Consider the following 26,651-nt stretch of genomic DNA (forward strand, 5'->3'; position numbering starts at 1 on the left):
AAAAAATATATGGTGCGAAGCACAAAAAAGTTCTTGACAAGGGATTCGACATCCCTATAATTCGACACATACCGCAGTGCAACATCGCGGCGTTGGAAGTGGGTGACCACGAGCCCTTTTGAAGTTCAACCTGAACCGACAGATTCCTGACAGGAGAGCATCATGTACGCCATTCCCGAGAAAATCGCCGCTGCCAACAAAGCCAACGTGGAAACCCTGCTGACGGTTGCCAACACTGCCTTCGCCAGCGCCGAGCGTCTGGCCGCACTCAACCTGAATACTGCCCGCTCCCTGCTGGAAGACGCCGTGGCCAACACCAAGACCCTCTTGGGCGCCAAGGATCCCCAGGAACTGATCGGTCTGCAAACCGCCCTGGCTCAGCCTACCGTGGAAAAGGCCGTGGCCTACTCCCGCAGCGTGTATGAAATCGCCAGCCAGACCCAGGAAGAACTGGGCAAGGTTCTGGAAGTCCAGTATGCCGAACTGAACAAGAATGTCGGCAACGTGCTGGATCTGGCCGCGAAGAATGCCCCCGCCGGCTCCGACGTGGCCGTGGCCGCCGTCAAGTCCGCCATGGCTGCCGCCAACTCCGCCTACGACAGCGTGACCAAGGCTGCCCGTCAGGTTGCCGAGATCACCGAAGCCAACGTGGCCGCCGCCACCAACGCCACGGTCAAGGCCGCCGCCAAGACGAAGAAGGCCGCCTGAATCGCGTAACCAGTTTGTCTCCTCCTCCGCCCCGCAATGGGACGGTTTCAAACCCCGATCTCACGATTGGGGTTTTTTTTATCTATTTTTCGGAGAAGGCCAGACTCATCCCGGCCACTTCGGCGCGAATCTCGGCCATGGCCGGCGCCACCTGGGCGTGAGCGCCCCGCACCCCCAATTCCACATGGCGGCCTTGGGTTTCGTCGCCGAAACTGGGCAGGCTGAAGACCACGATGCCCGGGTAATCCCGCTCGATGCGCCGCATCAGTTCCAGCAGCATGCCCTCGTGGCCCTCCCAGACCAGGATGGCCTGCTCGGTCTCGTCGCGGCGATGGAAGCGGTCGGCATAGCGGGTGTCCAGCACCCACTCCACCATGGGCCAGGCCATCTGGGGAAAGCCCGGCACGAAGTGATGATCCCCGACACTGAAGCCGGGAATGCGGTTGAAGGAATTGGGGATGATGCGGCAACCGGCGGGGAAATCCCCCAGTTGCAGGCGGTTGGCCGTGATCTCGACACCGAAGCGGGCACGTATTTCCGCCTCGGCCTCGGGGTGCAGCACCAGGGGTACGCCGGCGGCCTGGGCCGCCGCCTGGCGGGTGTGATCGTCCGGGGTCACGCCGATACCGCCGAAGCTGAAAACCACGTCGTCCCCGGCCAGACTCCGTTTCAGGGTCTCCACCAGGCGGGGCCGGTCGTCCCCCAGATAGCTCACCCAGTCCAGCACCAGGCCCCTAGCCGCCAGCAGTTCCACCAGCTTGGGGAAGTGCTTGTCCTGACGTTTGCCACGGATGATTTCATCCCCGATGATCAAGGCGCCGAAGCCCATGGGTCGCTCCTTATTGACTCACCACGGCCCCTCCGCGCAGGCGGCGCAGGGCTTCCAGGGTGTAGTGGGTAAACAGCAGAGCCGCCAGGGCCGGGGCCAGTAGCCCGGCCAGGGGCACGGGGGCCAGCAAGGCCGGTACCGCGCCCAGGATCAGCAGGCGCTGGGCGTGGTCTCGCCGCAGATTCCTGGCCTCATGGGCCGTGGCGTGGAGGGCCAGGCAGTCCGGCGCGAAGGTGCGCCGGTTGAGCCAGGCCACCCAATACACCGGCAGCACCAGGGCCAGGCCCGGCACCAGCCAGAGGGGCAGGGTCAGCAGCCAGCCCAGGGTGAAACCCAGGGCCGCCGCCAGTCCATTGACCAGGGAAGCCAGCAGGCTGTCGCGGCCCATGGGCGCCAGCTCTCTGTAATCGTCCCGGGCCACGGCGGCGATCAACCAGGGCACCACCACGATGCCGGCCAGCAGGGTGGCCAGGAGATAGGCCAGGGCCAGCAGGCTCAGGGCGCTGCCCAGGGTAGCGAGGAAGCCAGCCAGCCCCGGCCAGTCCCACGACAGCAGCCAGGACAGGGGGGGCAGGTCCAGCAAGGCATCCCTGAACCAGGGGTACAGCCAAGGGGACAATCCTCCACCCACCACCAGGGCCAGCAGGGCCGGCGTCAGCAGATAGCCCCAGATCCGGGGCCGGGTCAGGCTGTGGAGGCTGCGCACCAGGGCCAGCAGCACTTCATCCATGGCGCCCCTCCCACATTTTCTGCAAGCGTTTCACCGAGACCGGCGAAGGCGTCTTCAGTTCCTGGGCAAACAGGGTCACCCGCAGCTCCTCCAGCAACCAGCGGAATTCCTCCATGAAGGGATCGGCCACGCCGCTCCTGGCCTGGACCCCGCGCTCCCGCTCGAAGGGCCGGGCCAGGGCCTGCCAGTCGGCCAGCAACCGCTCATCCCGGGCCGGATCGCTCCGGGCCTTTTCCAGGCGCAGGGCTGCCGCCTTCAGATAGCGGGGGTAATGGGCCAGCCGTTCCCAGGGCACGGCCAGGATGAACTGCCGGCCCAGCAAGGCGGCCACCTGGGCCTGGATGTCGGCGCAGGCGGCGGGAAAAGCCTTGGCCATGGCCGCCAGCTTTTTTTGCAGCAGGCCATGCTCGGTCAGCACCGTGCCCACCAGCCGGGCCACTTCCTGGGCCACCAGGGTCATGCGGCCCTTGGCCGCCACCACCCGGGCCTCGAAGTCGGCCTGATGGGCCGGCAGGGGCGCCATCATGCAGGTGCGCTCCAGGGTCGCGGCCACCAGTTGATCCTTCAGCTCCTTCTCGGTGCCCAGGCTCATGAACTGCATGCCCAGTTCCCGGGGCAGGCTCTTTTCGATGAACTTCACCTGCTCCTTCAGGGCCAGGGCGAAGAGCCGGCGCAGACCGGCCCGATGCTTCTCGCGGGCCTTGTCCTCAGTGTCGAAGGCCCGCAAGGCGACGCTTTCGCCCTCATCCACCAAGGCCGGGAAACCGATCACCTCCCGCCCCCCCACCTTCACCTCCATCAGCTCCGGCAACTCGCCGAAGCTCCAGGCGGTGAGGCCCGTCAGTTCGCCCTCGCCAGCCTCGGTCTTCACCTCGGCTTGGGCGAAGCCCTGCTCCACCCGGCTGCCATACTGGGCGCGCAATTCGGGCAGGGAGCGGGAAAACCCCAAGGTGCCGCCATGCTCGTCAATGAGGCGGAAATTCATGGCCAGATGGGGCCGCAATTCGCCGACACGGAAAGCATCCAGGGGCAGCTTCATGGCCAGGGTGTCTTCCACGGCCCCGGTCAGAGCCTTGACCAGGGGCAGATCCCCCTCCCAGTCCCGATCGCAGAATTTTTCCGCGAAGCCGTCCAGGGGTTGCAGGCGATGGCGGTATTTCTGGGGCAGGGTCTTCAGCAGAGCGATGACCTTTTCCTTCAGCAGTCCCGGCACCAGCCATTCGCAGCGGGTGGCCGGCACCTGATTGAGGGCCACCAGGGGCAGGGAGAGGGTCACCCCATCATCCGTGGCGCCGGGGTCGTGCTTGTAGCTCAGCTTGTATTTCTGCCCGCGATGCTCCAGATGGGGCGGGAAGGCATCGGTGGTGATGCCCTCGGCCTCGTGGCGCATCAACTGCTCCTTTTGCAGGAACAGCAGCTTCGGGTCGGCCTGCTCCGCCTCACGGCGCCAGCGCTCGAAGGCCGCCAGACTGACGATGCCCTCGGGCAGCTTGGCATCGTAGAAGGCGTGGATCAGTTCCTCGTCCACCAGCACGTCGGGGCGGCGGGACTTGTGCTCCAGCTTTTCGATTTCCCGCATCAGCTTCTGATTGTGCTGGAGGAAACGCCACTGCTTCAGCCAGTCCTCCCCCACCTCACCCCGCACCAGGGCTTCCCGGATCAGAATCTCGCGGCTGAGTTTGGCGTCCCGGGGACCGTAGTTAACCCGCCGCCGGCCATGGATCAGCAGGCCGTGCAGGGTCACCCGTTCCCAGGCCACCACCTGGCCCGGCCCTTTTTCCCAGTGGGGTTCGAAGACATGGCTGCGGATCAGGTGGGCGCCCACCTCCTCCAGCCATTCCGGTTCGATGCGGGCCACGCAGCGGGCGAACAGCCGGGAGGTTTCCACCAGTTCCGCCGCCACGATCCAGCGCCCGGCCTTCTTCACCAGAGCAGAGCCGGGGTGGATGAAGTACTTGATGCCCCGTGCCCCCAGATAGTTCTGCTCCTCCTCGCTCTTCAGGCCGAGATGGCCCAAGAGGCCCGTGAGCAGGGCCTTGTGGATCGCCTCGTAGGAGCCCGGAACCTGATTTTCCTTCCAGCCATGTTCCGTACACAGCACATGGAGTTGCGCGTGCACGTCCCGCCACTCCCGCATGCGCATCCAGGAAATGAACTCCCGCTTGCACCATTGGCGCTGCTTGTTGCTGGTTTCGTGTTTCCACACCTCGTCGGCGGCGTTCCACAGCTTGAGCCAGGTGAGAAACTCGGACTTCTCGTCCTTCCATTTGGCATGGGCCTGATCGGCGCTGCCCGCCGCTTCCTGGGGGCGCTCCCGGGGGTCCTGCACCGACAGGGCGGCGGCGATCACCAGCATTTCCTTCAGACAGCCCCGCTCCCGGGCCGCCAGGATCATGCGACCGATCTTCGGGTCAAGCGGAAGCTTGGCGAGTCCCTCGCCAAGCGCAGTCAACTGCCATCTCCCCTGCCCCCTTCCCGAGGAAGGGGGTGACTGGTCACCTCCCCCGCCTGGCGGGAGAGGAAGGGAGGGGGTGTTTTCATTGGCCCCCTGGGTGCTTTGCGTTTCACGCAAAGCACCCAGCTCCGCCAGCAACTGATAGCCATCGGCCACCATGCGCGGCGGGGGCGCTTCCAGGAAGGGGAAGTCTTCCACGTCCCCCAGATGCAGGGACTTCATGCGCAGGATCACCCCGGCCAGCGAAGAGCGCAGGATTTCCGGGTCCGTGTGGGCGGGCCGCTTGTTGAAATCCTCTTCGGCGTAAAGGCGAAAGCACACGCCGGACGAAACCCGGCCGCAGCGCCCGGCCCGCTGCTTGGCCGCCGACTGGGCCACCGGCTCCACCTGCAACTGTTCCACCTTGTTGCGATGGCTGTAACGCTTGACCCGGGCCAGGCCGGCGTCGATCACATAGCGGATGCCCGGCACGGTGAGGGACGTTTCCGCCACATTGGTGGCCAGCACCACCCGCCGCCCCTGGTGACCGGCGAACACCCGGCTCTGCTCCTGGGCCGACTGGCGGGCGAACAGGGGCAGGATCTCCAGCCCCGGCGGATGGTGCTTGCGCAGGGCTTCCGCCGCCTCCCGTATCTCCCGCTCCCCGGGCAGGAACACCAGCACATCCCCCGGCCCTTCCCGGTGGGCCTCGCTCACCGCCTCGACAATCGCATCGTTGATATCGCCTTCCCCCCTCCCCCTTCCCAAGGAAGGGGGTGACGGGTGTTCGCCGCTGCGCGGCTCCGTGCTCGTGGCTGGCCCCGCCTTGGGGCGGCCCGGCGGCGGGGCCGGGGTTTCCTCCCAGGGCCGGTAGCGCACCTCGATGGGATACAGCCGGCCCGAGACTTCGAACACCGGGCAATCGTTGAAGTGCTTGCTGAAGCGCTCCGCGTCCAGGGTGGCCGAGGTGACGATCACCTTCAGATCCGGCCGCCGGGGCAGCAACTGCTTCAGGTAGCCCAGCAGGAAATCGATGTTCAGGCTGCGCTCGTGAGCCTCGTCGAGGATGATGGTGTCGTAGGCACGGAGCAGCGGATCGCCCTGGGTTTCCGCCAGCAGGATGCCGTCCGTCATCAGCTTGATGTAGGTGTCGGACGAGGCCTTGTCGGTGAAGCGGATCTTGAAGCCCACATACTTGCCCAGCTCGCTCTTCAGTTCCTGGGCGATGCGCGTGGCCGTGGCCCGGGCCGCGATGCGGCGGGGCTGGGTGTGGCCGATCAGCCCGGCACAGCCCCGGCCCATCTCCAGGCAGATCTTGGGCAACTGGGTGGTCTTGCCCGAACCCGTCTCGCCGCAGATCACCACCACCTGGTTATCGCGGATGGCCTGGGCGATCTCCTCGCGCCGGGTATTGACCGGCAGGGCCTCGTCGTAGGTGATCGTGGGACGCGCCGCCAGCCGTGCGGCCAGACGGGCCTCGGCGGCAGTGGCGCCCCGGGGACTGCCCCGCTCGGCCTGAGCGGAGCGGCCGGGCTTCCTGCCGGCGCGGACGTCCTCGCGGCCCGGGGAAACGGAAATGTCGGCGTCAACGCCGGGCTGACGGTCGACCAACAAGCGCCGCAGGTTTTTAAGATCAGAACTCACAGATGATCAAGGGGACTGACAACACCCTTGCCGCCCCGATTGAGCACATGGGTGTAGATCATGGTGGTGGAAACGTCGGAATGGCCCAGCAGTTCCTGCACGGTGCGAATGTCGTAACCCGACTCCAGCAGATGGGTGGCGAAGGAATGGCGCAGGGTATGGGTACTGGCCGGTTTGGCGATGCCGGCCATACCCAGGCACTTCTTGATGGCCCGTTGCAGCGCGGTTTCATGGGTATGGTGGCGGCGTTCGATGCCCGTGCGTGGATCAACCGAAAGCTCACGGGAAGGAAACACCCAGAACCAGCCCCATTCCAGCGCCGCCTTGGGATACTTTTTCTCCAGTGCATCAGGCATCCACACGCCCGGCCGTCCGGCGGCCCGGTCCCCCTCCCAGATGGCACGCACTTTCACCAGATGGGCCTGCAAATCCGCCACCAGGGCCTGGGGCAGCATGGTCACCCTATCCTTGCCGCCCTTGCCGTCCCGCACCAGCACCTCGCCCCGGGCGAAATCCACGTCTTTCACCCGCAAACGCACCGCCTCCATCAGGCGCATGCCCGTGCCGTAAAGCAAACGGGCCATGAGGCCGTGGGTGCCTTCCATCAAGGCCAGCAGCCGCTGTACCTCCTGTCGGGAAAGCACCGCCGGCAAGCGCTGGGGCTTCTTGGCCCGGACCACCTCCTTCAGCCAGGGCAGATCCACCTTCAATATCTCGCGATAGAGAAAGAGCAGGGAGGACAGGGCCTGATGCTGGGTGGCCGCCGCCACATTGCCCTCCACGGCCAGATGGGTAAGAAAGGCCGTCACCTCCGTCTCCCCCATCTCGGCAGGATGGCGCTTGTCATGAAACAGAATAAAGCGTCTAATCCAGCCGACATAAGCACGCTCGGTTCGCAGACTGTAATGCCGAACCCGCAGCGCCGCTCGAACCTCATCCAGCAGCCTGGGCTTGGGGGAATCAATGGGTGCAGGATAATCCGGGGAGACTGTCATGATAAAAATTTGCAGTCCTGAGAAATCAATAAATTGCAAAACAGAAGTACGGATTATACAGAGCCCAGAAAGTCATTACACGACACTTATGCTGTCGACATTACGTTGGGCCTCTTAGACCTCAGCACTGCATCGACGATGAAAGCATTACATGAATCGTTCGTGAGACACCTGCCAATACGCAAAGACCGCCACCCTGCAAGCAAATGCGGCGACCGACTTGATTTCCGCACTGGCAATTCAACCCCTCAGGCAATCGTATTCCGTGCAGGCATCAGCTTCAAACCCATTCGGCTGACCGAGCGCCCAGGCAATGGCTTCGCGCAGCCGGGCCAACGCATCGCGGCTTTCCGGTAAATAGTCCCCATAGGCGTGGAACTCGTGGTTCATATGCGTCCAGACATCCAAGCGCACCCGGCTACCCTGGGCGGCAACCGTCGCCGCAAAATCACGGATCATGTCGACGAGGATTTCCTTGCCGCCGGCCTGCAGGTATATCGGCCCCAGATCGTGGAAATCCTGGCAGATCGGCGACAGTTCGGCGTCGCTCAGGATCTGGTCGCCTTTGAGCCAGTCTGCGAACTGCAAGGTCATGTAGCCCTGAACGAGGTCGTAGGGATCGTTGCCGAACTGGCTCTCGCCTCGCCGGCCAACATCGGTCCACGGGCTGAGGCCAAGTGTCAGTGCTGGTTTAGGCAACCCTGCCTGGTGCAGCCTGACCAGGGTCATCAAGGCCAGGTGGCCACCAGCCGAATCTCCGCAGAGCACGATTGTCGCCGGGTCGATACCACGTTCGAGCAGATAGTTGTATGCCGCCAGGCCATCTTCGAGTTGTGCCGGGTGCGGGTGCTCTGGCGTCAACCGGTAGTCCGGGGCGAACACCGCGGCGCCCAGCGTGTGGGCAAGGCAGGCGGTGAAATGATGCGACACGCCGGCGTAAAAGGTGTAGCCACCGCCATGAAAATGAAGCAGTGTGGCGTCGCTGTGGCGAACCTGCGGTACGAACCAGTGGCCGCGCGGCTCGCATTCTCCAGTGGGCCGGACATCGACATCGGGAAAGGTTTCGAGCAGCGCATAGAGGCTGTCGAAATAGGCCCGGCTGGCCGCGATGTCGTTGCTCAGACGAAAAGCATGGTTGAACTGGGCACGGATATACAGCGTTCCGTATTCGACGAGGAAAGGCCACTCTGCCACGAGCCGCCGGCCCAGCGCACGCCGGATCAGCACCTTGGCCGCGATCCACCCCGAAATCGCCATGCTTCGCAGCTTGTGTGAAACACGGCCCTGAATTATCGTTTTTTTCATCTGAAGCTCCGACGTTTGCATTGCCGCCATGTTGCCGACGACGTATTTCCCTTGCTAGAACGGAAACGACATCGAATGACCCGCACTACCGCCTTCATGCACATCCCTTCACCCGCCCTTGGCGCTTGCATGCTGGCCGGCGTCGAACGCGACACGCGCGGCTGTGTGCTGAACGATGCAGAACGTTTCAATTACTACCCGGCGACGCCGATGGCAGTGATTTCATGGATTTTTGAGGGGGCTCTGCATGTGGTGGAGGAGCGTGGGGCGAGTCCCCGGCCCACACTCGGACCGGCCTTGCCGCGTCTCGTCTTTTCCGGGCCGCAACGCCGCCCTTCAGTCAGTTGGTCGCCGGGGGCAGTACATGCGCTATCGGTCGGCTTCTATCCCGAAGCCCTCTGCCGCCTTATCTGCCAGCCCATGGAAACCTACCTCGACCAGCACCTGCCACTGGAAGCAGTTGCGTCGCTGCCCCTCTTGCAGGCCTGCCAGTCGATCATCGACGCCCGCGATGACGACCCATTTGCGATGCTGGAAGCGTATTTTCAGCCCCTATGGTGCGAACCGGGCCGAGCCAGCCCGGCACCCTATCTCGGCGATTGGGTGCGCTCTCTCGCTACCCGCGCCGCGCATTCGACCGCCGGGCGGAGCCTGCGCCAGCTGCAACGCCGCGTCCGTGACTGGACCGGACAGAGCTACCGCGACCTGCAACTTTTCACACGCGTCGAGGAGGCATTCATCCACCGCATCGGGGCGCACGTCAGCAGCGCACCGGACCTTGCCGCCATCGCCGCCGATGCGGGCTTCGCCGACCAGTCGCACATGGGGCGTGAAATCCGCCGAGTCACCGGCCTGTCGCCGGCTCGCTTTGGCGAGTGCCTAACGAACGACGAGGCATTTTGGTACTACCGCTTGATTGCCGGAGAACTGAGGCAACAACCCGTTGTTCCTACAAAGCCGATGTACCAAGGCCCAATCGGGTAAGGGCCGGTTTCTAACCGGCCCTCCCCACACCACCCACCGTGCGGGTCCGCAGTGGGCGGTTCAACGAGTTGGCTCGCTCGGCGACGACGAATAACCCTGCGCCTGGCACCAAAGCGTCTTGATGCTCGGCAGCCCCTGGGCCAGGAACCAGTCATTATTCAACGCCTGCTGCATCGCCGGGGTGCGCGCCATGTGCCAGCAACTCTTGCTGCTGGTGCCATGCTGGATCACTGTCTTCAGGCTCACGCCCAAGGCCAGCAGCCGGTTGATCTTTGTGCGCGGCCAGCGCCATTGTTTCCAATGGCACATGCGGATGCGTCTTCTGATCCACTCGTCCAGTTCCGGGATCGGCCGGTAATACTCGCTGATACCAAAGTATCCCAGCCAGCCCCGCACGTACTGTCCCAGCTTGTGCAGCCTGTACTCCATGGACACCCCCCAGCTTCTGCCGGTGAGTTCCCTCACTCGGTGCTTGAATGCCTCCAGCTTCTTTTCCAGCCAGCGGATTTTGCCCCGGATGATGGTAAAGCCCAGAAAGCCGCATTCGCTCATCTTCGCCACCTTGCTTTTGGCCGGGTTGCGTTTGAGCTTCAGTCGTCCTTCCAGGTAGCGCGTCAAACTTTGCATGACCCGCTCCCCCGCTCGCCGGCTTTTGACCAGCACGACCATATCGTCGGCGTACCGCGCGAAGTGATGCCCGCGCCGTTCGAGTTCATGATCAAGTTCGTTGAGCAGGATATTGGCCAGGAGCGGCGACAATGGACCGCCCTGGGGCGTTCCAATGTCGTTGGGCTCGATGTGCTCACCGACCTGCACGCCAGCGCGCAGGTAGCGGCCAATCAGGGCCAGCAGCGCTTTGTCGCGGATCGTGCGTCCGAGTATCTTCATCAACACGTCGTGATTGACAGTGTCGAAGAATTTGGCGAGGTCGATGTCCACGGCCATGGCGTAGCCGTCCTTCACATGCCGTTGTACCTGTCTGATGGCCTGGTGTGCATTGCGGCCCGGTCTGAAGCCGAAACTCGATGCCGAGAAGCTCGGATCGAAGATCGGCGTGAGCACTTGGGCGATGGCTTGCTGGATGACCCGGTCCATGACGGTCGGGATGCCCAGCAGCCGCTTGCCCCCGTCGTCCTTGGGTATTTCAACCCGGCGGACGGCGCTGGGGCGGTAGCGCCCGGTTTCGAGTTGGTGACGGATGTCTTCCCAGTGCGTTCGCAGGTAGGCGGGAAAGTCTTCAATGGTGACGCCATCGATTCCCGGCGCCCCTTTGTTGGCTTTCACACGGTTCCACGCGGTGCGCAGGTTGTCGCTGGCAAGCACCGCTGTCATCCACTCGGTTGTTTCCACTTCGTCTCGTCTTGGTTCAAGGCTCGGTTCGGATTGTTCGCCGGCTCGCCTTCCCCGTCTGGGGATACTTCGGCTTCGCCAAGATCGCTCCGTCTGCTCCTTGCGTTTCGTTGTTTGATCCTTCACCGGGCCACAACCTGCCCGGCTACTATGATCGCTGCTGACTTCTGCCGCTTCACATCGGTCATTGCTGGCCGTTGCGCTGTGTCGGTTGCTGAACGTCGCTGTCCTGTTCGATCGCCCTTGATGCGTGACAGCCCGCATCGGCGCTGGTCGATTGGGACTGGCTCGACCCGGCCACCTCTCGTTCAGCTTCCACCACCGCTCGCGCGGCAGATCTCCCCAGGTAAGAACGCGATGTTTCCGTGCACAAGCGCTGCATTTACCGTAGGCGCCGTACCGTCGGGCTTCGCTGTGTGGTGCCAGCTCGCCTCGGCTCCCTCGGCCTTCTATGCAGTTTCTGTTCGTCACCTCGCACGTTTGCGCTCCGGCTTCCTCCGGACAAGCCCTCGCGGCCTTGCCCTTGCCTTCGGCTAGTGGTTATCATGAATCCATGACGAATCCATGTCGGTACTCCCACAGGGGACTTCCACCCCATTACATCGCGCCCATGCTGGGCGCACACCTCTCATTTCACCGGACCTGCGCGAAAAGCCGCGCAGGCCGCTCACTTCCACGTTGGGGGTCTCACTCCCATTAACCACAGGAGGTTTGCATGCGTCACGTTCTAAAGTGCATTGTTGGTCTCGGCGATGGAATGGTCGTAACGTGCGACGGCATAAGGCACGAAGGAAAACTCTGGCTCGTTCCCGGATGGCTCGAACATCCGACCGAACCAATTGCCATACCAGAGCGAATAATTCGTTTCGATTGCTTTCCGCATCAGAAGGATCAAGAGGGTGGTTTGGATTATCAAAACATCCAACTACCCATACCCGAGTCCGCTCTCCTTGGCCCAATGCCGCAAGGTATCGAATTCGTAGATCGCCCACAGAACCTATCCGTTCCCATCCACGAACTGAGAAAACAGTAGGGACGCTCATGCCTTTTCTCCTTTTCCAAAAGTCGGCGCTGGTGGCACGGCACCCCCAACGAATAAGGTTAGATCGTGATCGCGAAGCGAGCCGCGATCTGAACCGTTTGTTGGACGAGCCCGGTCCTGCGGCGAGAGTCGCTGCATAGCAAATAGCTTTTTGGAAATATCCCCGGCGCATTGAATTGCTGGGCGAGGTGAAGCGGGCTGTGCCGAATTACGCCGATTGCGGGGGCGTTGGCTGGCGCCAAGTACCTGCGCAGGGGTGAATTACACGAATTTCAGACGAGTCGGTTGCTGAGCTTACGGGCGCCCTCGTCCCGTCGCTTCGTCAGTGCGTCGCCGCTTACATGATTGATGCGGTCCTCGTCGCCGCGGGCGCAATCGGTATGAATAGCTCTTCTCATATTTATGCAATGCCGTCCAACACGCACAGGTACAAGAATGGCCGTCAAATTGAAATTGATCCTTTTGCTTCTGTTTGCGATAGGCACATCCTCCCCAGCTTGCGCGGATGAAAGTATTTCCGGGCTTTGGTCATCCGTGGCGAGAACAAAGGGCGGGCTCGGTCGTCAGTGGCAATTCAGCACCAATGGAAATGCCACTGCCACGTTTGGCGCCGTCGTGAATTTTCACTACGAAGTTCAAGGAGACAAACTCCGCATGCGTTTGGCTGGATCAAGCGCAGATCCTAGTGCCGAAGAATCCGTCCAAAGCTACAACTTACATGGCGATGAGTTGATCATCAGGCCAGCCAACGCAAAGGAGAGACAAGTCATGAAACGCGTTGGCATCGCACGCAAAGGAACTGATCCAATTGTCGGCGAATGGGAGTTCAAACATTACACGGGAGGCATGGCCACGTTCCGCTACGGACGAAACAAGAATGCGTTGCTCTCCGTTCCAATGCAGTCAGCCACTGGAGCATATCGAGTCCAAGGAAATATGCTATCCGTCAGCTTTCCTGGCAAGCCGCAATACTTCCGGCGCATACGGCAAACGGATGGACGGCTAATCTTTCTTGCCACGACAAAGGAGCCAGAGGAGGTCTACGAGAGAGCACCAGAGTGACGCAAACCCTACGCTCGACTCTACATTCGAGGCGGCCTGCGCGAAAAGCCGCGCAGGCCGGTGAATTCAAACATTGGGCGTCTTGGGTCAGTAGTGGAAACGGAGTTGCACAATTTCCAGCGCATCGTTCACGACGCGATACACCATGCGATGTTCATCTGTGATCCGCCGAGACCAAAATCCCGATAGCGCGTGCTTCAACGGCTCCGGCTTGCCTACGCCGTTAAATGGCTCGCGCTCCGTTTCCCGAATCAGCTTGTTGATTCGTTCCACCATGCGCTTGTCTTGCTTCTGCCAATACAGGTAGTCTTCCCATGCCTCGTCAGAAAAAATCAGCTTCACTTGGCCAGCTTCCGCTCAACACCTTTCCCAGCGTTCAACTGAGCAATCGCCGAGAGCAGGCGCTTGGCGTTGGCCGGTGTGCGCAGAAGGTAGGCCGTTTCTTCAAGCGCCTTGAAATCTTCGAGCGAAAGCATCACAACGGCCTGTTCGCCGTTGCGGGTAATTATCAGCGCCTCGTGGTCGTTGCACACCCGATCCATGGTAGTCGCCAAGTTCGCGCGAGCTGTAGTGTAGGTAATCGCATCCATACTGGGGCTCCTTATATGTACGCACTACTGTACATCTTAGGCGGGTCAATGTCCAGCGCGCTGGCAAAGACGCCCAACCCTGCGTATATGGACTCCCCCAGAACGCAAGGAAACTGACCGATAGGTCTGGCAGTAGGGAAACGCATGCAGTCGTATCCCCTGGGGACCTTGTATCCGGCATCTGAAGTGGGCTCTCGTTGGCCCGTGCCGACATGGAATCTGCTCACGGAGCGCCAATCGCTACAAGCGGCAAGCGTGATGCTGCCGGCAGCGTTATCCCAAGGGGATTCCCGTTGGTCATTACACAGGCCGCCTTGTTGTGGTGGGTTCGAGCCTGGATGTTGGTGGCCCAGGTGCGCAAGCCATCCAGGGATCGGCCGGCGTTACGACCGACTACCGCTGCCCGTAGCAACACTCGGGCGCCATGAGTCAGCAGCATGCGCAAATAGCGATCCCCCTTCTTGGAGATGCGCCCCAGCTTGCGGGTGTTGCCGGATGAGAATTCCTTGGGCGTGAGACCGAACCAACTGGCGAAGTGTCGGGCATCCTTGAAGTGACGGACCGTCCCACCCGTGGCCGCGACCATGGCAGTTGCCGTCAGCAACCCGATGCCGGGAATGGTCAGCAGCTGGGTACAGGCCGGGCTCTGCCGCGCCAGGGCGGTCAGTTCTCGTTCCAGTTGGCCGATGCGTTGCTCCAGCAGACGGATTTCCTCGATCAGCAGTTTCATCGATTCCCGGATCAACGCAGGCACAGCGGAGCCGGGATCAGCCAAGGCCCGACTCATGGCTTCGATGCCGGTTCGCGCCCCCTGGGGCACCACCAAACCGAATTCCCGGCAGAAGCCCCGTAGCGTGTTGATGCGGGAGGTTCGGGTCGCCATCCAGCGCGACCGGATACGGTGCAGCCCTTGCAGGGCCTGCTGTTCCACTGACTTCACCTGGACCGGCACGATGTCGGCACAGCGGGCAGCCTCCAACAGGGCACAGGCATCGGCGGCATCGGTCTTGTTGCGTTTGACGTAGGCCCGGATGTAAGCGGCGGGCAACAGACGGACCTCGATGCCCAACCGATTGAACCAGCGTCCCCAATGGTGGGCGGAGCCACAGGCTTCCATGATGACAAGACTGACTTCCCGATTCTGGAACCAACGTTCAAACTGACTGCGGGTCAGTCGATGCTGCTCAATGACTTTCCACTTGTCATCAGCAACGGCAATTTGGAATACACTCTTGGCAAGATCAACGGCCACGGTAGTAGCATGCATTTTGGACTCCTCTCGTCGAAGACCGATCCCCGTCCCCACGAGCACCGGTGGCGCCCATTGGGCGCCAAAAGGACGGGGGAGTCCATCCCATCATTCGAGGCGACCTGCGCGAAAAGCTGCGCAGGCGCCTCAACTCCACTACTTGGGTGCTTGGTGAAAAAACCAAGAATGGCAAATCCCTGGCTGTTCCGCTCTCAACTAGAGCAGTAGCAGTATTGGAGGCTTGGCGAGGCAAACATCCGCGCTGGGTTTTTCCGAAAGCTGGACGGCCCGTCCATCAGACGAGCACGAAGGCTTGGCTTGAAGCTTTGGAACGAGCAGGCATCGAGGATTTTTGTTGGCACGACTTACGCCACACCTGGGCGAGCTGGCACGTCATGAGCGGCACGCTTGGAGGTGCTGCAGAAGCTGGGGGGGGGTGGGCTGACCTGAAGATGGTCATGCAGTACGCGCACCTGGCACCGGACTACCTGGCCGGCTATGCCAATAATGCCAAGCCCTGGGACGCCCAGGCCGCTGTGGCGTAAACTGTGCCGTGCTGAAGAGAAATGTGACGTTCTGTGACGTGAAACCAAGGTTCCGCCATGACGCAGGAATCAGCTTAAAACCTCTGAAACCCGCGCCAATACTGGGAAACTTGGTAGGCGCGATTGGACTCGAACCAACGACCCCCACCATGTCAAGGTGGTGCTCTAACCAGCTGAGCTACGCGCCTGTTAAGGAGGCGCGGATTCTACTTGAAAAGCGCTCCCTGTCAAAGGGGGGTGGCCGACTGAAACGATTGCAGCGCCGAACCGGCGGGAATTAATGACCCAGCCCAACTCATCCCCTATCGCCGCAACCCTCGCTTGGCTGTCCCGGGAGGACGACCCGGACCCCTTGCAAAATCTGGTTCCCCTGCGGCGCCATCTCCGGGGACTGCTCGCAGCGAGCCTCTCGCCAGCCCAGGGACGGGAGCTCGCCACAACATTGCTGCCCCGCCTGGCAGCCACCGAGAATGCCCTGCTGGGCTTGTTGCGCAATGCCAGCCTGCCCCTGGCGCCGCCATTGCGCACCCTCACCCAGGTGATGGGCCAGGTTCACGAACTCCAGACCCAGGTATCGCCTAGCCGGGAAGCCTCCCTGCTGCGCCAGATGCTGATTGGTTTTCTCTCGGGCGTGCGCCTGCCCGCCGGTTTCTGGATGCGTGTCCGGGATGCCATGAAGATGGAGACCGATGCCGCCACCGGCCTGCCGGGAGCCATGCTGGCCCTGGCGGCGGCCCAGCCGGAAAGCTTCGCTCCCCCGGAATTGATCTTCCTGGGCAAGCTGATCCACGATCAGGGTGACAAGGTCCGGGTCCAGCGTCATCGACCGGATCAGGACGGCGACTGGTACTGGCTCGATTGCGCCCAGGATCAACTGCCGGTCGCCCTGCGCCGGCGACCGCCGCCCCGGGAAGGGGATCTGATCTACTTTCATTGTGTGGACCTGGGCGAATATTTCGCCAGCCGGTTGGTCCACCTGGAGGCCGGCATCCCCGTCCGCCAATTGGATCTGCCTGCAGAGGAGGACCAGGCCGTCTGCATCAGCGCCCTGCGGCGGGCACTGATGCACTGGACCAAGCCTCCGACCCGCACCCAGATACGCCGCCGGAGCAACCGCCGGGTTCAGGTATGCACCCGCCTGGGGGAGATCTGGGATCTTCTGCGCGATGGTGCTACCGGCCTGAACCATTGTTCCGACTGGCTGGTGCTCAACGAAAACCCCAGCGGCTACGCCCTGATGCATCTGTCGGGCGAGACCGGCGGACTGGTCGCCGGCAGCGTACTGGGCTTGCGGCCAACGCCTGCCACGCCCTGGAGCATATGGCTGGTGCGCTGGGTCCGGACCGAAAATGCCGACAACTTGGAAGTTGGGTTGGAACTGCTGGCACCGGGTGCCGTAGCGGTGCGCATTGCTACCAACAACGCCACTGCAGAACCGGTGGCTGCCCTGTTGTTGACCTCGCCGCCCCGGCTAGATCAACGGGAGGCACTGCTGATTCCCCGTGCACCAGCCTCCCGCCGGGACTTCACCCTGCTGACGGAATCCAGGGGTCGCATCAAGCTCACCGCCTGCCGACCCGGTTCCCTGCGGCATCAGACCAGCAGCGTGGAAATCTTCGAATTCGAGCGGCTACCCCTTACTTGAAGGGATGGCGCAGGACGATGGTTTCCTCCCGGTCCGGGCCGGTGGAAATCATGTCCACGGGCACGGCGCAGGTCTCTTCCATGCGCTTGATGTAGGCCCGTGCATTGGCCGGCAGTTCGGCCAGGGTCTTGACCCCGACAGTGCTTTCCTTCCAGCCCGGCAGGACCTCGTAGATGGGTTCGCAGCAGGCCAGATCGTCGGCCCCCACCGGCAGGATGTCCGACACCGCGCCATTGATGCGGTAACCGGTGCAGATCTTGAGTTCCTCGACACCATCGAGCACGTCCAGCTTGGTCACGCACAGGCCGGAGACGCCGTTGATCTGAATCGAACGCTTCAGGGCTGCGGCGTCGAACCAGCCGCAGCGGCGCGCCCGTCCGGTGGTGGCGCCGAATTCGTGGCCTTTGGTGGCTAGGTACTTGCCCACCGGATCCAGCTTGTCCACGGCATCGTAGAGTTCGGTGGGGAAGGGACCGCTGCCAACCCGTGTGGTATAGGCCTTGGTGATGCCCAGTACGTAGTGCAGCATGCCCGGCCCGACGCCAGCCCCCGCCGCCGCCGCCCCCGCCACGCAGTTGCTGGAGGTGACGAAGGGATAGGTGCCGTGGTCAATATCCAGCAGGCTACCCTGAGCGCCTTCGAACAGCAGGTTGCTGCCGGCGTTGTGGGCGTCGTAGAGTGCCCGCGGCACGTCGGCGATCATCGCTGTCAGGCGCGGCGCCAGGGCCAGGGCTCCATCCAGGGTCTTCTGGAAGTCCACGGTGGCGACGCCGTGATAGTTCTTCAACATGAAGTTGTGATAGTCCAGAAGCTCGGCCAACTTCTCGGCGAAGCGCTTGGGCTTGGCCAGATCCTGGAGACGAATGGCGCGACGGGCCACCTTGTCCTCGTAGGCGGGGCCGATGCCGCGCCCGGTGGTGCCGATCTTGCCAGCACCCTTGGCGGCTTCCCGAGCCAGATCCAGCGCCTGATGGTAGGGCAGGATCAGGGGACAGGCCTCGGAGATGCGGATGCGTTGCTCCGCCTCAATGCCGGCATCCTTCAGTTCATCCAGCTCCTTGACCAGGGCCTCGGGAGACAGTACCACGCCGTTGCCGATGTAGCAGACCACGCCCTCCCGCAGGATGCCGGAGGGCACCAGATGCAGCACGGTCTTCTTGCCGCCGATCACCAGGGTATGGCCGGCATTGTGGCCTCCCTGAAAGCGCACCACGCCTTGGGCGTGATCCGTGAGCCAATCGACGATCTTGCCCTTGCCCTCGTCGCCCCATTGGGTTCCGACGACGACTACGTTCTTAGCCATTTCCCGTTTCCTTCAATACTTCGATAATCCATTGACCATCCCGCTCCCGCAACTGGCGATCACAACCGGTCTCGGTCCAGTTGCCCTCATGGCCGGGTAGTGCCACCACCACAGTCTCGCCCGCGGCGCGCAGGCTATCCACCCGCGTCTGCAAGGCTCGGCCCACAGCATCCGCCCCGGGCCAGGGTGCCAGAATCGCTCCCGCACCGACAGACTTGGAGCCAAGTCGCACCAGTTCACGCAGGTCCATCGAAAAACCTGTGGCCGGACGGGCGCGGCCATAAGCAGCCCCCGCTTTGTCGTAGCGCCCGCCCAGGGCCAGGGCCACAGGGCTGCCCTGGCAATAGGCGGCAAACACCACGCCATTGTGATAGTGGTAACCCCGCAGATCGGCCAGATCGAAGCTCACCGGCAGATCAGCCAGGGCATCAGCCAGGCACTGCAATTCATCCAGTTGGGGAGCAACGATGGGCGGCAGCACCTGGCGGGCACGAGCCAGCACCTCGGGGCCGCCATAGAGTTCAGCCAGGGCCAACAGGCCGTCCTTGGCCTGGCCCGGGACCGCATTAGCCAATATCTGGCGCAGGCTGGGCAGGTCCTTGGCCTGGAGGGCGATGAATGCATCCTCCTCAACGCTGCCGCTCAGGCCTGCCTCCGCCGCCAGTGCCCGGAACAGGCCCACGTGACCCAGGTCGATGCGCGACGCGGCCAGGTCGGCCAGGCCCAGGGAGCGGGCCAGCAGGCGAATGATTTCGATGTCGGCTTCCAGGCCGGCGTGGCCATACAGCTCGGCGCCGATTTGCAGGGGTTCCCGGGTGGCGTGGAAACCCGCCGGCAGGGTATGCAACACGCTGCCGCTGTAGCACAGGCGGGTGACGCCACGCCGGTTGAGCAGATGGGCATCGATGCGCGCCACCTGGGGCGTGATGTCGGCGCGGATGCCCATGGCACGGCCGGAGGCCTGGTCCACCAGTTTGAAGGTACGCAGGTCCAGATCGCGGCCGCTACCGGTGAGCAGGGATTCCACATACTCCAGCAGCGGAGGAATGACGTATTGATAACCGTGCCGACTGAATTCATCCAGCAAACCCCGGCGCAGCATCTCAACCCGGCCCGCCTCCAGCGGCAGGATGTCCTCGATTGCTTCAGGCAATAACCAGCGCATTACTTCACCACCATCATCAGAATCAGTCCCGTCAGCAGGGAGGACAAGCCGATGAACCGGAGCTGGCCATCGGTAAATTCGGTCACCCGGCGGAAGGTCTCCCGCCACACCCGGGGCGCGAGAAAAGGCAACAGACCTTCGATCACCAGCATCAGGGCGAAGGCCAGCAGTAGCGTGGACGCCGTCACGATCACTTGCCGCCGCGGCCGGCGCTTTTCAGATACTTGAAAAAGTCGGAATTGGGCTCCACCACCAGCACATCGCTCTTGCTGCGGAAGCTGGACCGATAGGCCTCCATGCTGCGGTAGAAGGCGTAGAACTCGGGGTTGCGGCCCATGGCCTCGCCATAGACGGAAGCAGCCTTGGCGTCACCCTCGCCCTTGACCTTCTGGGCCTCCCGATAGGCCTCGGCAACGATCACCTCCCGCTGGCGGTCGGCATCGGCCTTGATCTTCTCGGCCTCGGCGCCACCCTGGGAACGCAGCTCGTTGGCCACCCGCTTGCGCTCGGTTTCCATGCGGCGATAGACCGACTCGGAAACCTCGGGTGGGAAATCCACCCGCTTCAGGCGCACATCGACGATCTGCACGCCCATGGTGCGGGCATCGGCATCGGCCTTGCGCTGCACCTCGTTCATGATCTTGTCCCGTTCGCCGGACACCACGTCGTGGACGGTGCGACGACCGAACTCCTCCCGCAGGCCGGAATTCACGGTCTGGGAAAGACGGGTGCGTGCCACCTGCTCGTCGCCAGCCACAGAAACGTAGTACTGCTTCACGTCATGGATGCGCCATTTGACGTAGGAGTCCACCAGCACGGGTTTCTTCTCCGCCGTCAGAAAACGTTCCGGTTCCACGGAGTCCAGGGTCAGGATGCGCTTATCAAAAAAGCGCACGTTCTGCAGCAGGGGCCATTTGACGGTAAGGCCCGGATCGGTGATCACGTCCTTGACTTCGCCCAACTGAAAGACCAGGGCGTACTGGCGCTGATCCACGGTGAAGATTATGGTATTGAGGAGCAGCAACAGGCCGACCACAACAGCCGCAGCGATGGATAATTGGCGATGCATCAGCGAATCCCCCTATCCCGGGAACGCAGGGAATCCCGCGAACGATTGTCACCGCTCCCCCCCACCGGCGGAGCCTTTTCCAGTTGCGGCGGCACTTCATTGGAAACCGGCGCCGACGGGGCATGACTGGCTGGTGCCGGCTCGCTGGGCCCGGCCTGGGCGGCCACGCCGACACTGGCAGCCTGCATCAGCTTGTCCAGGGGCAGATAGAGCAGGTTGCCCTGGCCCTTGGCATCCACCATCACCTTGCTCGTGTTGCTGTAGATCTGTTGCAGCGTCTCCAGATACATGCGCTGCCGGGTGACTTCCGGATAGCGGGCGTATTCGACCAGTATCTGCTTGAAGCGCGAGGCGTCGCCCTGGGCGGTGGCGACGATGCGGCTCTTGTAACCCGAGGCTTCCTCGGTCAGCCGGGCGGCGGTGCCCTGGGCACGCGGTATCACATCGTTGGCGTAGGCCTGGCCCTCGTTCTTCTGCCGCTCCCTGTCCTGCCCAGCCTTCACCGCATCGTCGAAAGCGGCCTGTACCTGCTCCGGCGGCTGGGTGCTTTGCATGGTCACGGCCCGAATCTGAATGCCCGTTTCATAACGATCCAGAATGTCCTGCATCAGCTTGGTGGTGTTGGCGGCGATCACGTCGCGCCCTTCGTAGAGCACGAAGTCCATCTTGTTCTTGCCCACCACTTCGCGGATCGCCGTCTCGGCGGCCTGGGTCACAGCCTCGTCGGGAAAGCGGTTCTTGAATATGTAGTCCTGGGGGCTCTTCAGCAGGTACTGCACGGCGAACTGGACGCTGACGATGTTCTCGTCGTCGGTCAGCATCAGGGCCTCCTTCAGCACCTTGTTCTTTTCCGAGCCCCGGTAGCCCACCTCCACGGTGCGCACCCCGGACAGGTTCACCACCTCATGGCTCTGGATGGGCCAGGGCATGCGCCAGCGCAGGCCCGGATCGGTGGTTTCCTTGTAGCGTCCGAACTGCAAGACCACGCCCCGCTGACTGGCATCGACGATGTAGAAGCCACTGGCGATCCACAGCACCGCCACCAAGCCCAGCAGCAGACCAACGCCGCCACCGAACTGGCGCGGAGTCAGGGAGGGCATTTCGCCGCCACCGAAGCCACCGCCATTGCCACCGCCGCCCCGCTTGCCGCCGAACATTCCGGACAGCCGGCGATTGAAGTCGCGCCAGAGTTCATCCAGGTCCGGGGGACCCTGATCTCCGTTGCCCTTCTTGTCACCATCCGGCTTGTTGCCCCAGCCGTGGTCGTTCAAAGACATGAGAATTCCGGCAATCACGATGATGAAGTTCCGGGTTGGTTGAATGGGTAGCCGGTGCAATGACCAGGCACTGCTGCGTCTGCGTCGGGCTGTCCGTTACGCTCCCGCGCCACCTCGGCCAGGGCCTCGCGCAGGAGTGCCAGGCCGGCGCCGGTTCGTGCACTGCAACGAACGCGGCGGATTTTACCATGGTCATCGTCCTCGCCACGGTCGATGCCTGGCTCCACGGCGCTCAGGTCGATCTTGTTCCAGACCAGGATCTGGGGTACCCCGCCAGCGCCGATCTCTTCCAGCACCCGGCTCACCGCCGTCATCTGCTGGTCCCGATCCGGGCTGGCGGAATCCACCACATGCAGCAGCAGGTCCGCCATGGCGGTTTCTTCCAGTGTGGCATGAAAGGCAGCCACCAGGGAGTGAGGCAGGTCGCGAATGAACCCCACGGTATCGGAGATGACAATCTGCCCCGCGCCTTCCACGAACAGGCGACGGGAGGTGGTGTCCAGGGTGGCGAACAACTGATTCGCCGCGTAGGCACCGGCCTTGGTCAGGGCGTTGAACAGGGTGCTCTTGCCCGCGTTGGTATAGCCCACCAAAGATACCGACAGGACCTCGCTGCGCTCCCTCGAGCGACGACGCACCGCCCGCTGCCGTTCATGGATGCGCAGTCGCTCCTTGAGCAGGGCAACCCGCTTGCCCAGCAGGCGCCGGTCGGTCTCCAGTTGTTTCTCGCCGGGGCCACGCAGGCCGATGCCGCCCTTCTGCCGCTCCAGGTGAGTCCAGCCCCGCACCAATCGCGTCGCCAGGTGCTGCAACTGAGCCAGCTCCACCTGAAGCTTGCCTTCATGGCTGCGGGCGCGCAGGGCGAAGATGTCCAGGATCAGGCTGGTGCGATCCACCACCCGGATTTGCAGGATTTTTTCCAGATTGCGCTGCTGGCCCGGGGACAGCTCGTGATTGAAGATGATCAGTTCGGCGCCATGCAGCCGGGCGGTGTCGCCGATTTCCGCCACCTTGCCCTTGCCCGCGAAAGTAGCGGGATCGGGGCTGCCGCGCTTGCCGCCGACCACGGCCAGGGGCGTGGCACCGGCGCTGGTCGCCAGCAGTTCAAGCTCATCCAGGCGTTCGGCGTAATCCTCGGCGCCAAAATCCAACTGGACGAGAACGGCTCCCGAAGTGGACGAGGAACCTGAGGCGGGGCGGTCAAACATTGCAGGCGGGGGAAACCGGCCCCGCTCTGCCGGCGGAATGGGGCATCAATCCATCAATCGGTGGCGTCGGTGCTGAAATTGACGGGTCGCGTCGGCACAATGGTGGAAATGGCGTGCTTGTAGACCATCTGGGTCACGGTATTCTTGAGCAGCACCACATACTGATCGAAGGACTCGACCTGACCTTGCAGCTTGATGCCATTGACCAGGTAGATGGAAACGGGAATATGCTCACGACGTAGCGTATTCAGGAACGGGTCTTGTAGCATTTGCCCTTTACTGCTCATGGGGAACCCCCTGTTCTATTTTTGAGTTGGCACTTTAATCGATTTCCCCATGGCTTTCCAGCCTGGGCGGGCGCAGACGTCACTTGTCCGAGTAAGGATTGTGACTGGTCTTGTACTGAACACGTAACGGCGTTCCCTGAAGTTTGAAGGCTTCCATGAAAACTCTTTCCAGATAGCGGGTATAGGAATCCGGCACATGCTCCAGGGCATTGCCATGAATGACGATAATGGGTGGATTGCTGCCGCCCTGATGGGCATAGCGCAGCTTTGGACGGAAGACGCCGTGACGGGGCGGCGTCTGCTTCTGGACTGCATCAATCAGCGCCCGGGTCAGCTTGGGCGTGGGCAGCTTGGCCATGGCGGCGGCATAGGCCTTATCCACCGAGGACAACACGCCACCGATACCCTGGCCCTCCAGGGCCGAGATGTAATGCACCCGGGCAAAACCGAGGAAGTTGAGCTTGCGCGCCACATCCTGCTTGATCCGCTCACGGCGATAGCCGTCCACCATGTCCCACTTGTTGATGGCCAGTACCAGGGCGCGGCCGGCTTCGATGCAAAAACCCGCGATATGAGCATCCTGATCGGAAATGTCCTGGCTGGCGTCCAGCATCAGCACCACCACGTTGGACTCTTCCACAGCCTGGAGGGTCTTGATCACCGAGAACTTTTCCACCGCCTCGAAGACCTTGCCCTTGCGGCGCAGGCCGGCAGTGTCGATCAGGGTGTAGTGACGACCGTTGCGCTCAAAGGGAATCTCGATGGCATCCCGGGTGGTGCCGGGCATGTCGAAGGCGATGACCCGTTCCTCGCCCAGCAGGGTGTTGATCAGGGTGCTCTTGCCTACGTTGGGTCGACCGGCAATGGCCACCCGGGGACCTTTTTCCGCCTCCTCTTCCGCCGAATTCTCCGGAAAGGGCTCCAGGGCCAGTTCCACCAGTTCCCGCACACCATCGCCATGAGCGGCGGAAATCACCAGGGGATCGCCGCAACCCAGTTCATGAAACTCGGCGGCGACGATGGAGCGGTTCATGCCCTCGGCCTTGTTGACCACCAGATGCAAGGGTCGGCCAGTGCGCCGCAAGCGGTCGGCGATGGCCTTGTCCTGGGGGGTGAGACCGGTACGACCGTCCACGATGAACAGCAGCACATCCGCCTCGGCAATGGCTGCCTCGGCCTGGCGCGCCATTTCCTGAACGATCCCCTCTTTGGCCTGGGGCTCGAAGCCGCCGGTATCCACCACCAGGAAGGGCCGAGGGCCGCCCCGGCCATGGCCGTAATGGCGGTCCCGGGTCAGGCCGGGCATGTCCGCCACCAGGGCGTCCCGAGAGCGGGTCAAGCGATTAAACAGGGTGCTCTTGCCGACATTGGGGCGGCCAACCAGCACCAGGGTGGGATCCATGATTTACTCGATTCCAAATGCAAAAAGTCCGCCGTCCCGGGTCTGTACCAGAAGGCCATTCCCCAGCGGGGTGGGAGGTGCCACGATGGGGCTGCCATCGGTGGCGATACGGGCGCCGAAGGCACCGTCGTCCCGTCGCAGCAGATGCACCCATCCCTGCACATCCCCCACCGCCACATAACCTCCGATCACCAGGGGCCGGGAAGGCTGGCGGTTGGTGAGCTTGGCCTGGCGCCACAGGCTGGAGCCGCTGTTGCGGTCATAGGCCTGGACGGCACCCTTGTCGTCGCTCACGTAGACGGCGCGGCCATCCATGTCCAGACCCTGAAGGGAGGAGATGTCCCGTGACCACACGGTATTGCCGCCAGCCGCATCGAAACAGGCCACCCGTCCCTGGAAAGCCACCGCACAGGCATGACGGTCATTGAGCTGAGGCAGGCTAGTGATGTCAGCCATCCGTTCCAGTTCGGTGGCCCCTTTGGGGGTTGTGACCACGGTTTCCCAGGCCACGGCACCATTGTTCAGGGCCAGGGCCACCACCTTGCCGCCGGGGAATCCCGCCAGCAGCCCCCCCGGCACCGCCAGGACGCCTACGCTGGAGCGCAGGCTGAGGGAAGGCGTGGCTCGCTGATATATCCAGCGCCGCTTGCCATCGGCAGCCTCCAGGGCGGCGATATGGGAATCACCGCTGCGCACCACCACCATGCCCTCGGCAAGCACGGGCGCCGCCAGTACCTCGGAGCTGACCCGTGCTTTCCATTTTGCGGCACCGGTTTCGGCGTCGAAAGTCAGCACCTCGCCCTTGGGTGTGCCCACCGCCACCAGCTTGCCATCAGCACCGACGCCCCCGGAAAGGGTCTGGCCCACGGAGATGCGCCAACGTTCCTTGCCCTGATCGAAACGGGCCAGTACGCCATCCGGGGAAGCGGCATAGACAGCGTTTCCGGCCACTGCCGGGCTCAGCACGTAATCCTGGGACTTGCCGATGGAGGCCCGCCAGAGGGGCACCATCCGGGCCGTCACCGGATCTATGACCGACAGCTCCGCCGGCCGTGTTTTGGGATCGGTGGAGGAGAAGGGGTTGTATTTGTCGATGGTCGAGCAGCCTCCCAGTATCAGGGCGGCAAGGGGCAGTATCAGGCGCAGGGTCTTCACTTGGCGCTCCCCATGGCATCGCGCTTGGCCTGGAGCATTTCCCGGTAGGCGGACTGCATGGCAGCAGCCTCACCCTGGCCACGAGGCTGTTTCTCCAACCCAGAAAGAGCAACATCATAGGCGGTGCGGGCCTCGGCCAGCTTGCCCTGGGCAGCCAGGGCATCCCCCTTCAATTCGGCATAGCGGGGGGAAAAAGCGCTTCCCGGCTCTGCCGCCAGTTGTTTGAGAGCCTCGTCATAGGAGTTCTCGTCGATCAGCAGAGCGGCCAGGCGCAACCGAGCCAGATCGCGCAGGGACTGATCCCGGGTGTTTTCTGCCGCCCACTGCAATTGCAGCCTGGCATTCTTGGCGTCTTTGCCATCCACCTGCACCCGTGCCGAAAGCAGCGCGCCCATGCCGGCGTAGGTGGTGCGCGGGAACTTGTCGATCAGTTCCCCGGCCAGTTCACGGGTGCGCTTGATATCCCGCTCGCCAGCGGCTTTTTCCAGCCCCATGTAGATGGCCGAGGCCTGAGCCGCCTGGTTGCGCTGCCACCAGTTCCAGCCCTGCCAGCCCACGGCGGCCAGAGCCACCACCAGCGCCAGGGTGGTGATCCGGTTGCCATGCAGCTTCCACCAGGTCTTGATTTCTTCGAGTTGTTCCTGCTCTTCGAGGTCGTAGACAGCCATTGTTC

Annotated in this window: 24 protein-coding genes and 1 tRNA gene; 5 read left to right on the plus strand and 20 right to left on the minus strand. The window is 62.8% G+C overall.

From position 1 onward, the window contains the following. The first annotated feature begins 162 nt into the window (after positions 1-162). Positions 163-708, plus strand: a complete 546-nt coding sequence (locus DENOEST_RS13050; RefSeq protein ID WP_145772049.1) for a phasin family protein — start codon at positions 163-165, stop codon at positions 706-708. Positions 709-790: 82 nt separating this feature from the next. Here DENOEST_RS13050 and DENOEST_RS13055 read toward each other — a convergent pair whose 3' ends face one another. The 5 genes from DENOEST_RS13055 to DENOEST_RS13075 all read right to left on the minus strand — a co-directional run bounded on the left by DENOEST_RS13055 (position 791) and on the right by DENOEST_RS13075 (position 8,645). Next, positions 791-1,537 carry a competence/damage-inducible protein A gene (locus tag DENOEST_RS13055; RefSeq protein WP_145772048.1) on the minus strand — a complete coding sequence of 249 codons (747 nt, stop codon included), beginning with the start codon at positions 1,535-1,537 and terminating at the stop codon, positions 791-793. A 10-nt stretch (positions 1,538-1,547) separates the two neighbouring features. Next, entirely contained in the window at positions 1,548-2,267 is a 720-nt protein-coding gene (locus DENOEST_RS13060) for an EI24 domain-containing protein (RefSeq protein ID WP_145772047.1), read from the minus strand. Further along, positions 2,260-6,171: an ATP-dependent RNA helicase HrpA gene (gene hrpA, locus DENOEST_RS13065; protein ID WP_232096582.1), complete on the minus strand. Its 3,912-nt coding sequence runs from the start codon at positions 6,169-6,171 to the stop codon at positions 2,260-2,262. The genes DENOEST_RS13060 and hrpA overlap by 8 nt, the downstream gene beginning before the upstream one ends. A 170-nt stretch (positions 6,172-6,341) precedes the next feature. Next, positions 6,342-7,340, minus strand: coding sequence for an integron integrase (locus DENOEST_RS13070; protein ID WP_145772046.1), 999 nt, complete (start codon positions 7,338-7,340; stop codon positions 6,342-6,344). Between the two features lie 240 nt (positions 7,341-7,580). After that, complete coding sequence (locus tag DENOEST_RS13075) at positions 7,581-8,645, minus strand: alpha/beta hydrolase (protein ID WP_170228297.1); 1,065 nt, start codon at positions 8,643-8,645, stop codon at positions 7,581-7,583. Positions 8,646-8,720: 75 nt separating this feature from the next. Between DENOEST_RS13075 and DENOEST_RS13080 the strand changes: the two genes are divergently transcribed. After that, on the plus strand, positions 8,721-9,629 hold the full coding sequence (locus DENOEST_RS13080) for a helix-turn-helix domain-containing protein (RefSeq protein ID WP_145772045.1): 909 nt from the start codon (positions 8,721-8,723) through the stop codon (positions 9,627-9,629). Between the two features lie 60 nt (positions 9,630-9,689). Here DENOEST_RS13080 and ltrA read toward each other — a convergent pair whose 3' ends face one another. Continuing rightward, on the minus strand, positions 9,690-10,979 hold the full coding sequence (ltrA, locus tag DENOEST_RS13085) for a group II intron reverse transcriptase/maturase (RefSeq protein ID WP_197970617.1): 1,290 nt from the start codon (positions 10,977-10,979) through the stop codon (positions 9,690-9,692). Positions 10,980-12,456: 1,477 nt separating this feature from the next. Here ltrA and DENOEST_RS13090 point away from each other — a divergent pair. Next, positions 12,457-13,083 carry a hypothetical protein gene (locus DENOEST_RS13090; protein WP_145772141.1) on the plus strand — a complete coding sequence of 209 codons (627 nt, stop codon included), beginning with the start codon at positions 12,457-12,459 and terminating at the stop codon, positions 13,081-13,083. Between the two features lie 87 nt (positions 13,084-13,170). On the opposite strand, the gene DENOEST_RS13095 is transcribed toward DENOEST_RS13090, so the two are convergent. The 3 genes from DENOEST_RS13095 to DENOEST_RS13105 form a co-directional block, all read right to left on the minus strand. After that, positions 13,171-13,425 (minus strand): Txe/YoeB family addiction module toxin, encoded by a 255-nt coding sequence (locus DENOEST_RS13095; RefSeq protein WP_145772142.1) that lies wholly within the window; start codon positions 13,423-13,425, stop codon positions 13,171-13,173. Continuing rightward, complete coding sequence (locus DENOEST_RS13100) at positions 13,422-13,673, minus strand: type II toxin-antitoxin system Phd/YefM family antitoxin (RefSeq protein WP_145772143.1); 252 nt, start codon at positions 13,671-13,673, stop codon at positions 13,422-13,424. The genes DENOEST_RS13095 and DENOEST_RS13100 overlap by 4 nt, the downstream gene beginning before the upstream one ends. A 223-nt stretch (positions 13,674-13,896) precedes the next feature. Further along, positions 13,897-14,940, minus strand: coding sequence for an IS110 family RNA-guided transposase (locus DENOEST_RS13105; RefSeq protein ID WP_232096506.1), 1,044 nt, complete (start codon positions 14,938-14,940; stop codon positions 13,897-13,899). A 47-nt stretch (positions 14,941-14,987) separates the two neighbouring features. Here DENOEST_RS13105 and DENOEST_RS13110 point away from each other — a divergent pair, with 47 nt between their 5' ends. Next, positions 14,988-15,467 carry a tyrosine-type recombinase/integrase gene (locus DENOEST_RS13110; protein WP_145772144.1) on the plus strand — a complete coding sequence of 160 codons (480 nt, stop codon included), beginning with the start codon at positions 14,988-14,990 and terminating at the stop codon, positions 15,465-15,467. 111 nt (positions 15,468-15,578) lie between these two features. Here the strand turns inward: DENOEST_RS13110 and DENOEST_RS13115 are convergent. Next, a tRNA-Val gene (locus DENOEST_RS13115) sits at positions 15,579-15,655 on the minus strand. A gap of 92 nt (positions 15,656-15,747) precedes the next feature. On the opposite strand from DENOEST_RS13115, the gene DENOEST_RS13120 reads away from it, so the two are divergent. Further along, entirely contained in the window at positions 15,748-17,112 is a 1,365-nt protein-coding gene (locus DENOEST_RS13120; RefSeq protein WP_145772145.1) for a hypothetical protein, read from the plus strand. Here the strand turns inward: DENOEST_RS13120 and DENOEST_RS13125 are convergent. The 10 genes from DENOEST_RS13125 to DENOEST_RS13170 all read right to left on the minus strand — a co-directional run bounded on the left by DENOEST_RS13125 (position 17,105) and on the right by DENOEST_RS13170 (position 26,646). Then, a complete protein-coding gene (locus DENOEST_RS13125) occupies positions 17,105-18,415 on the minus strand; it encodes an adenylosuccinate synthase (protein ID WP_145772146.1) in 1,311 nt (436 codons plus the stop codon). The two genes, DENOEST_RS13120 and DENOEST_RS13125, sit on opposite strands and share 8 nt — an antisense overlap. Then, complete coding sequence (locus tag DENOEST_RS13130; RefSeq protein WP_145772147.1) at positions 18,408-19,580, minus strand: ATP phosphoribosyltransferase regulatory subunit; 1,173 nt, start codon at positions 19,578-19,580, stop codon at positions 18,408-18,410. Before DENOEST_RS13130 ends, DENOEST_RS13125 begins: the two co-directional genes overlap by 8 nt. Next, a complete protein-coding gene (locus tag DENOEST_RS13135; protein WP_269475908.1) occupies positions 19,580-19,768 on the minus strand; it encodes a DUF2065 domain-containing protein in 189 nt (62 codons plus the stop codon). The genes DENOEST_RS13130 and DENOEST_RS13135 overlap by 1 nt, the downstream gene beginning before the upstream one ends. Positions 19,769-19,770: 2 nt before the next feature. After that, entirely contained in the window at positions 19,771-20,649 is an 879-nt protein-coding gene (hflC, locus tag DENOEST_RS13140; protein ID WP_145772148.1) for a protease modulator HflC, read from the minus strand. After that, positions 20,649-21,926, minus strand: coding sequence for an FtsH protease activity modulator HflK (gene hflK, locus DENOEST_RS13145; RefSeq protein WP_145772149.1), 1,278 nt, complete (start codon positions 21,924-21,926; stop codon positions 20,649-20,651). The genes hflC and hflK overlap by 1 nt, the downstream gene beginning before the upstream one ends. 14 nt (positions 21,927-21,940) lie before the next feature. Beyond that, entirely contained in the window at positions 21,941-23,134 is a 1,194-nt protein-coding gene (gene hflX / locus DENOEST_RS13150) for a GTPase HflX (protein WP_145772150.1), read from the minus strand. 53 nt (positions 23,135-23,187) lie between these two features. Beyond that, entirely contained in the window at positions 23,188-23,421 is a 234-nt protein-coding gene (gene hfq, locus DENOEST_RS13155) for an RNA chaperone Hfq (RefSeq protein ID WP_145772151.1), read from the minus strand. Positions 23,422-23,500: 79 nt separating this feature from the next. Then, positions 23,501-24,823, minus strand: coding sequence for a ribosome biogenesis GTPase Der (gene der, locus DENOEST_RS13160; RefSeq protein WP_145772152.1), 1,323 nt, complete (start codon positions 24,821-24,823; stop codon positions 23,501-23,503). 3 nt (positions 24,824-24,826) lie between these two features. After that, the gene (gene bamB, locus DENOEST_RS13165) at positions 24,827-25,978 is read right to left on the minus strand and encodes an outer membrane protein assembly factor BamB (protein WP_145772153.1); all 1,152 of its coding nucleotides are present in this window, start codon (positions 25,976-25,978) and stop codon (positions 24,827-24,829) included. After that, complete coding sequence (locus DENOEST_RS13170) at positions 25,975-26,646, minus strand: tetratricopeptide repeat protein (RefSeq protein ID WP_145772154.1); 672 nt, start codon at positions 26,644-26,646, stop codon at positions 25,975-25,977. Before DENOEST_RS13170 ends, bamB begins: the two co-directional genes overlap by 4 nt. Positions 26,647-26,651 lie beyond the last annotated feature (5 nt).

Source organism: Denitratisoma oestradiolicum (assembly GCF_902813185.1).
GTDB classification, from domain to species: Bacteria; Pseudomonadota; Gammaproteobacteria; order Burkholderiales; family Rhodocyclaceae; genus Denitratisoma; species Denitratisoma oestradiolicum.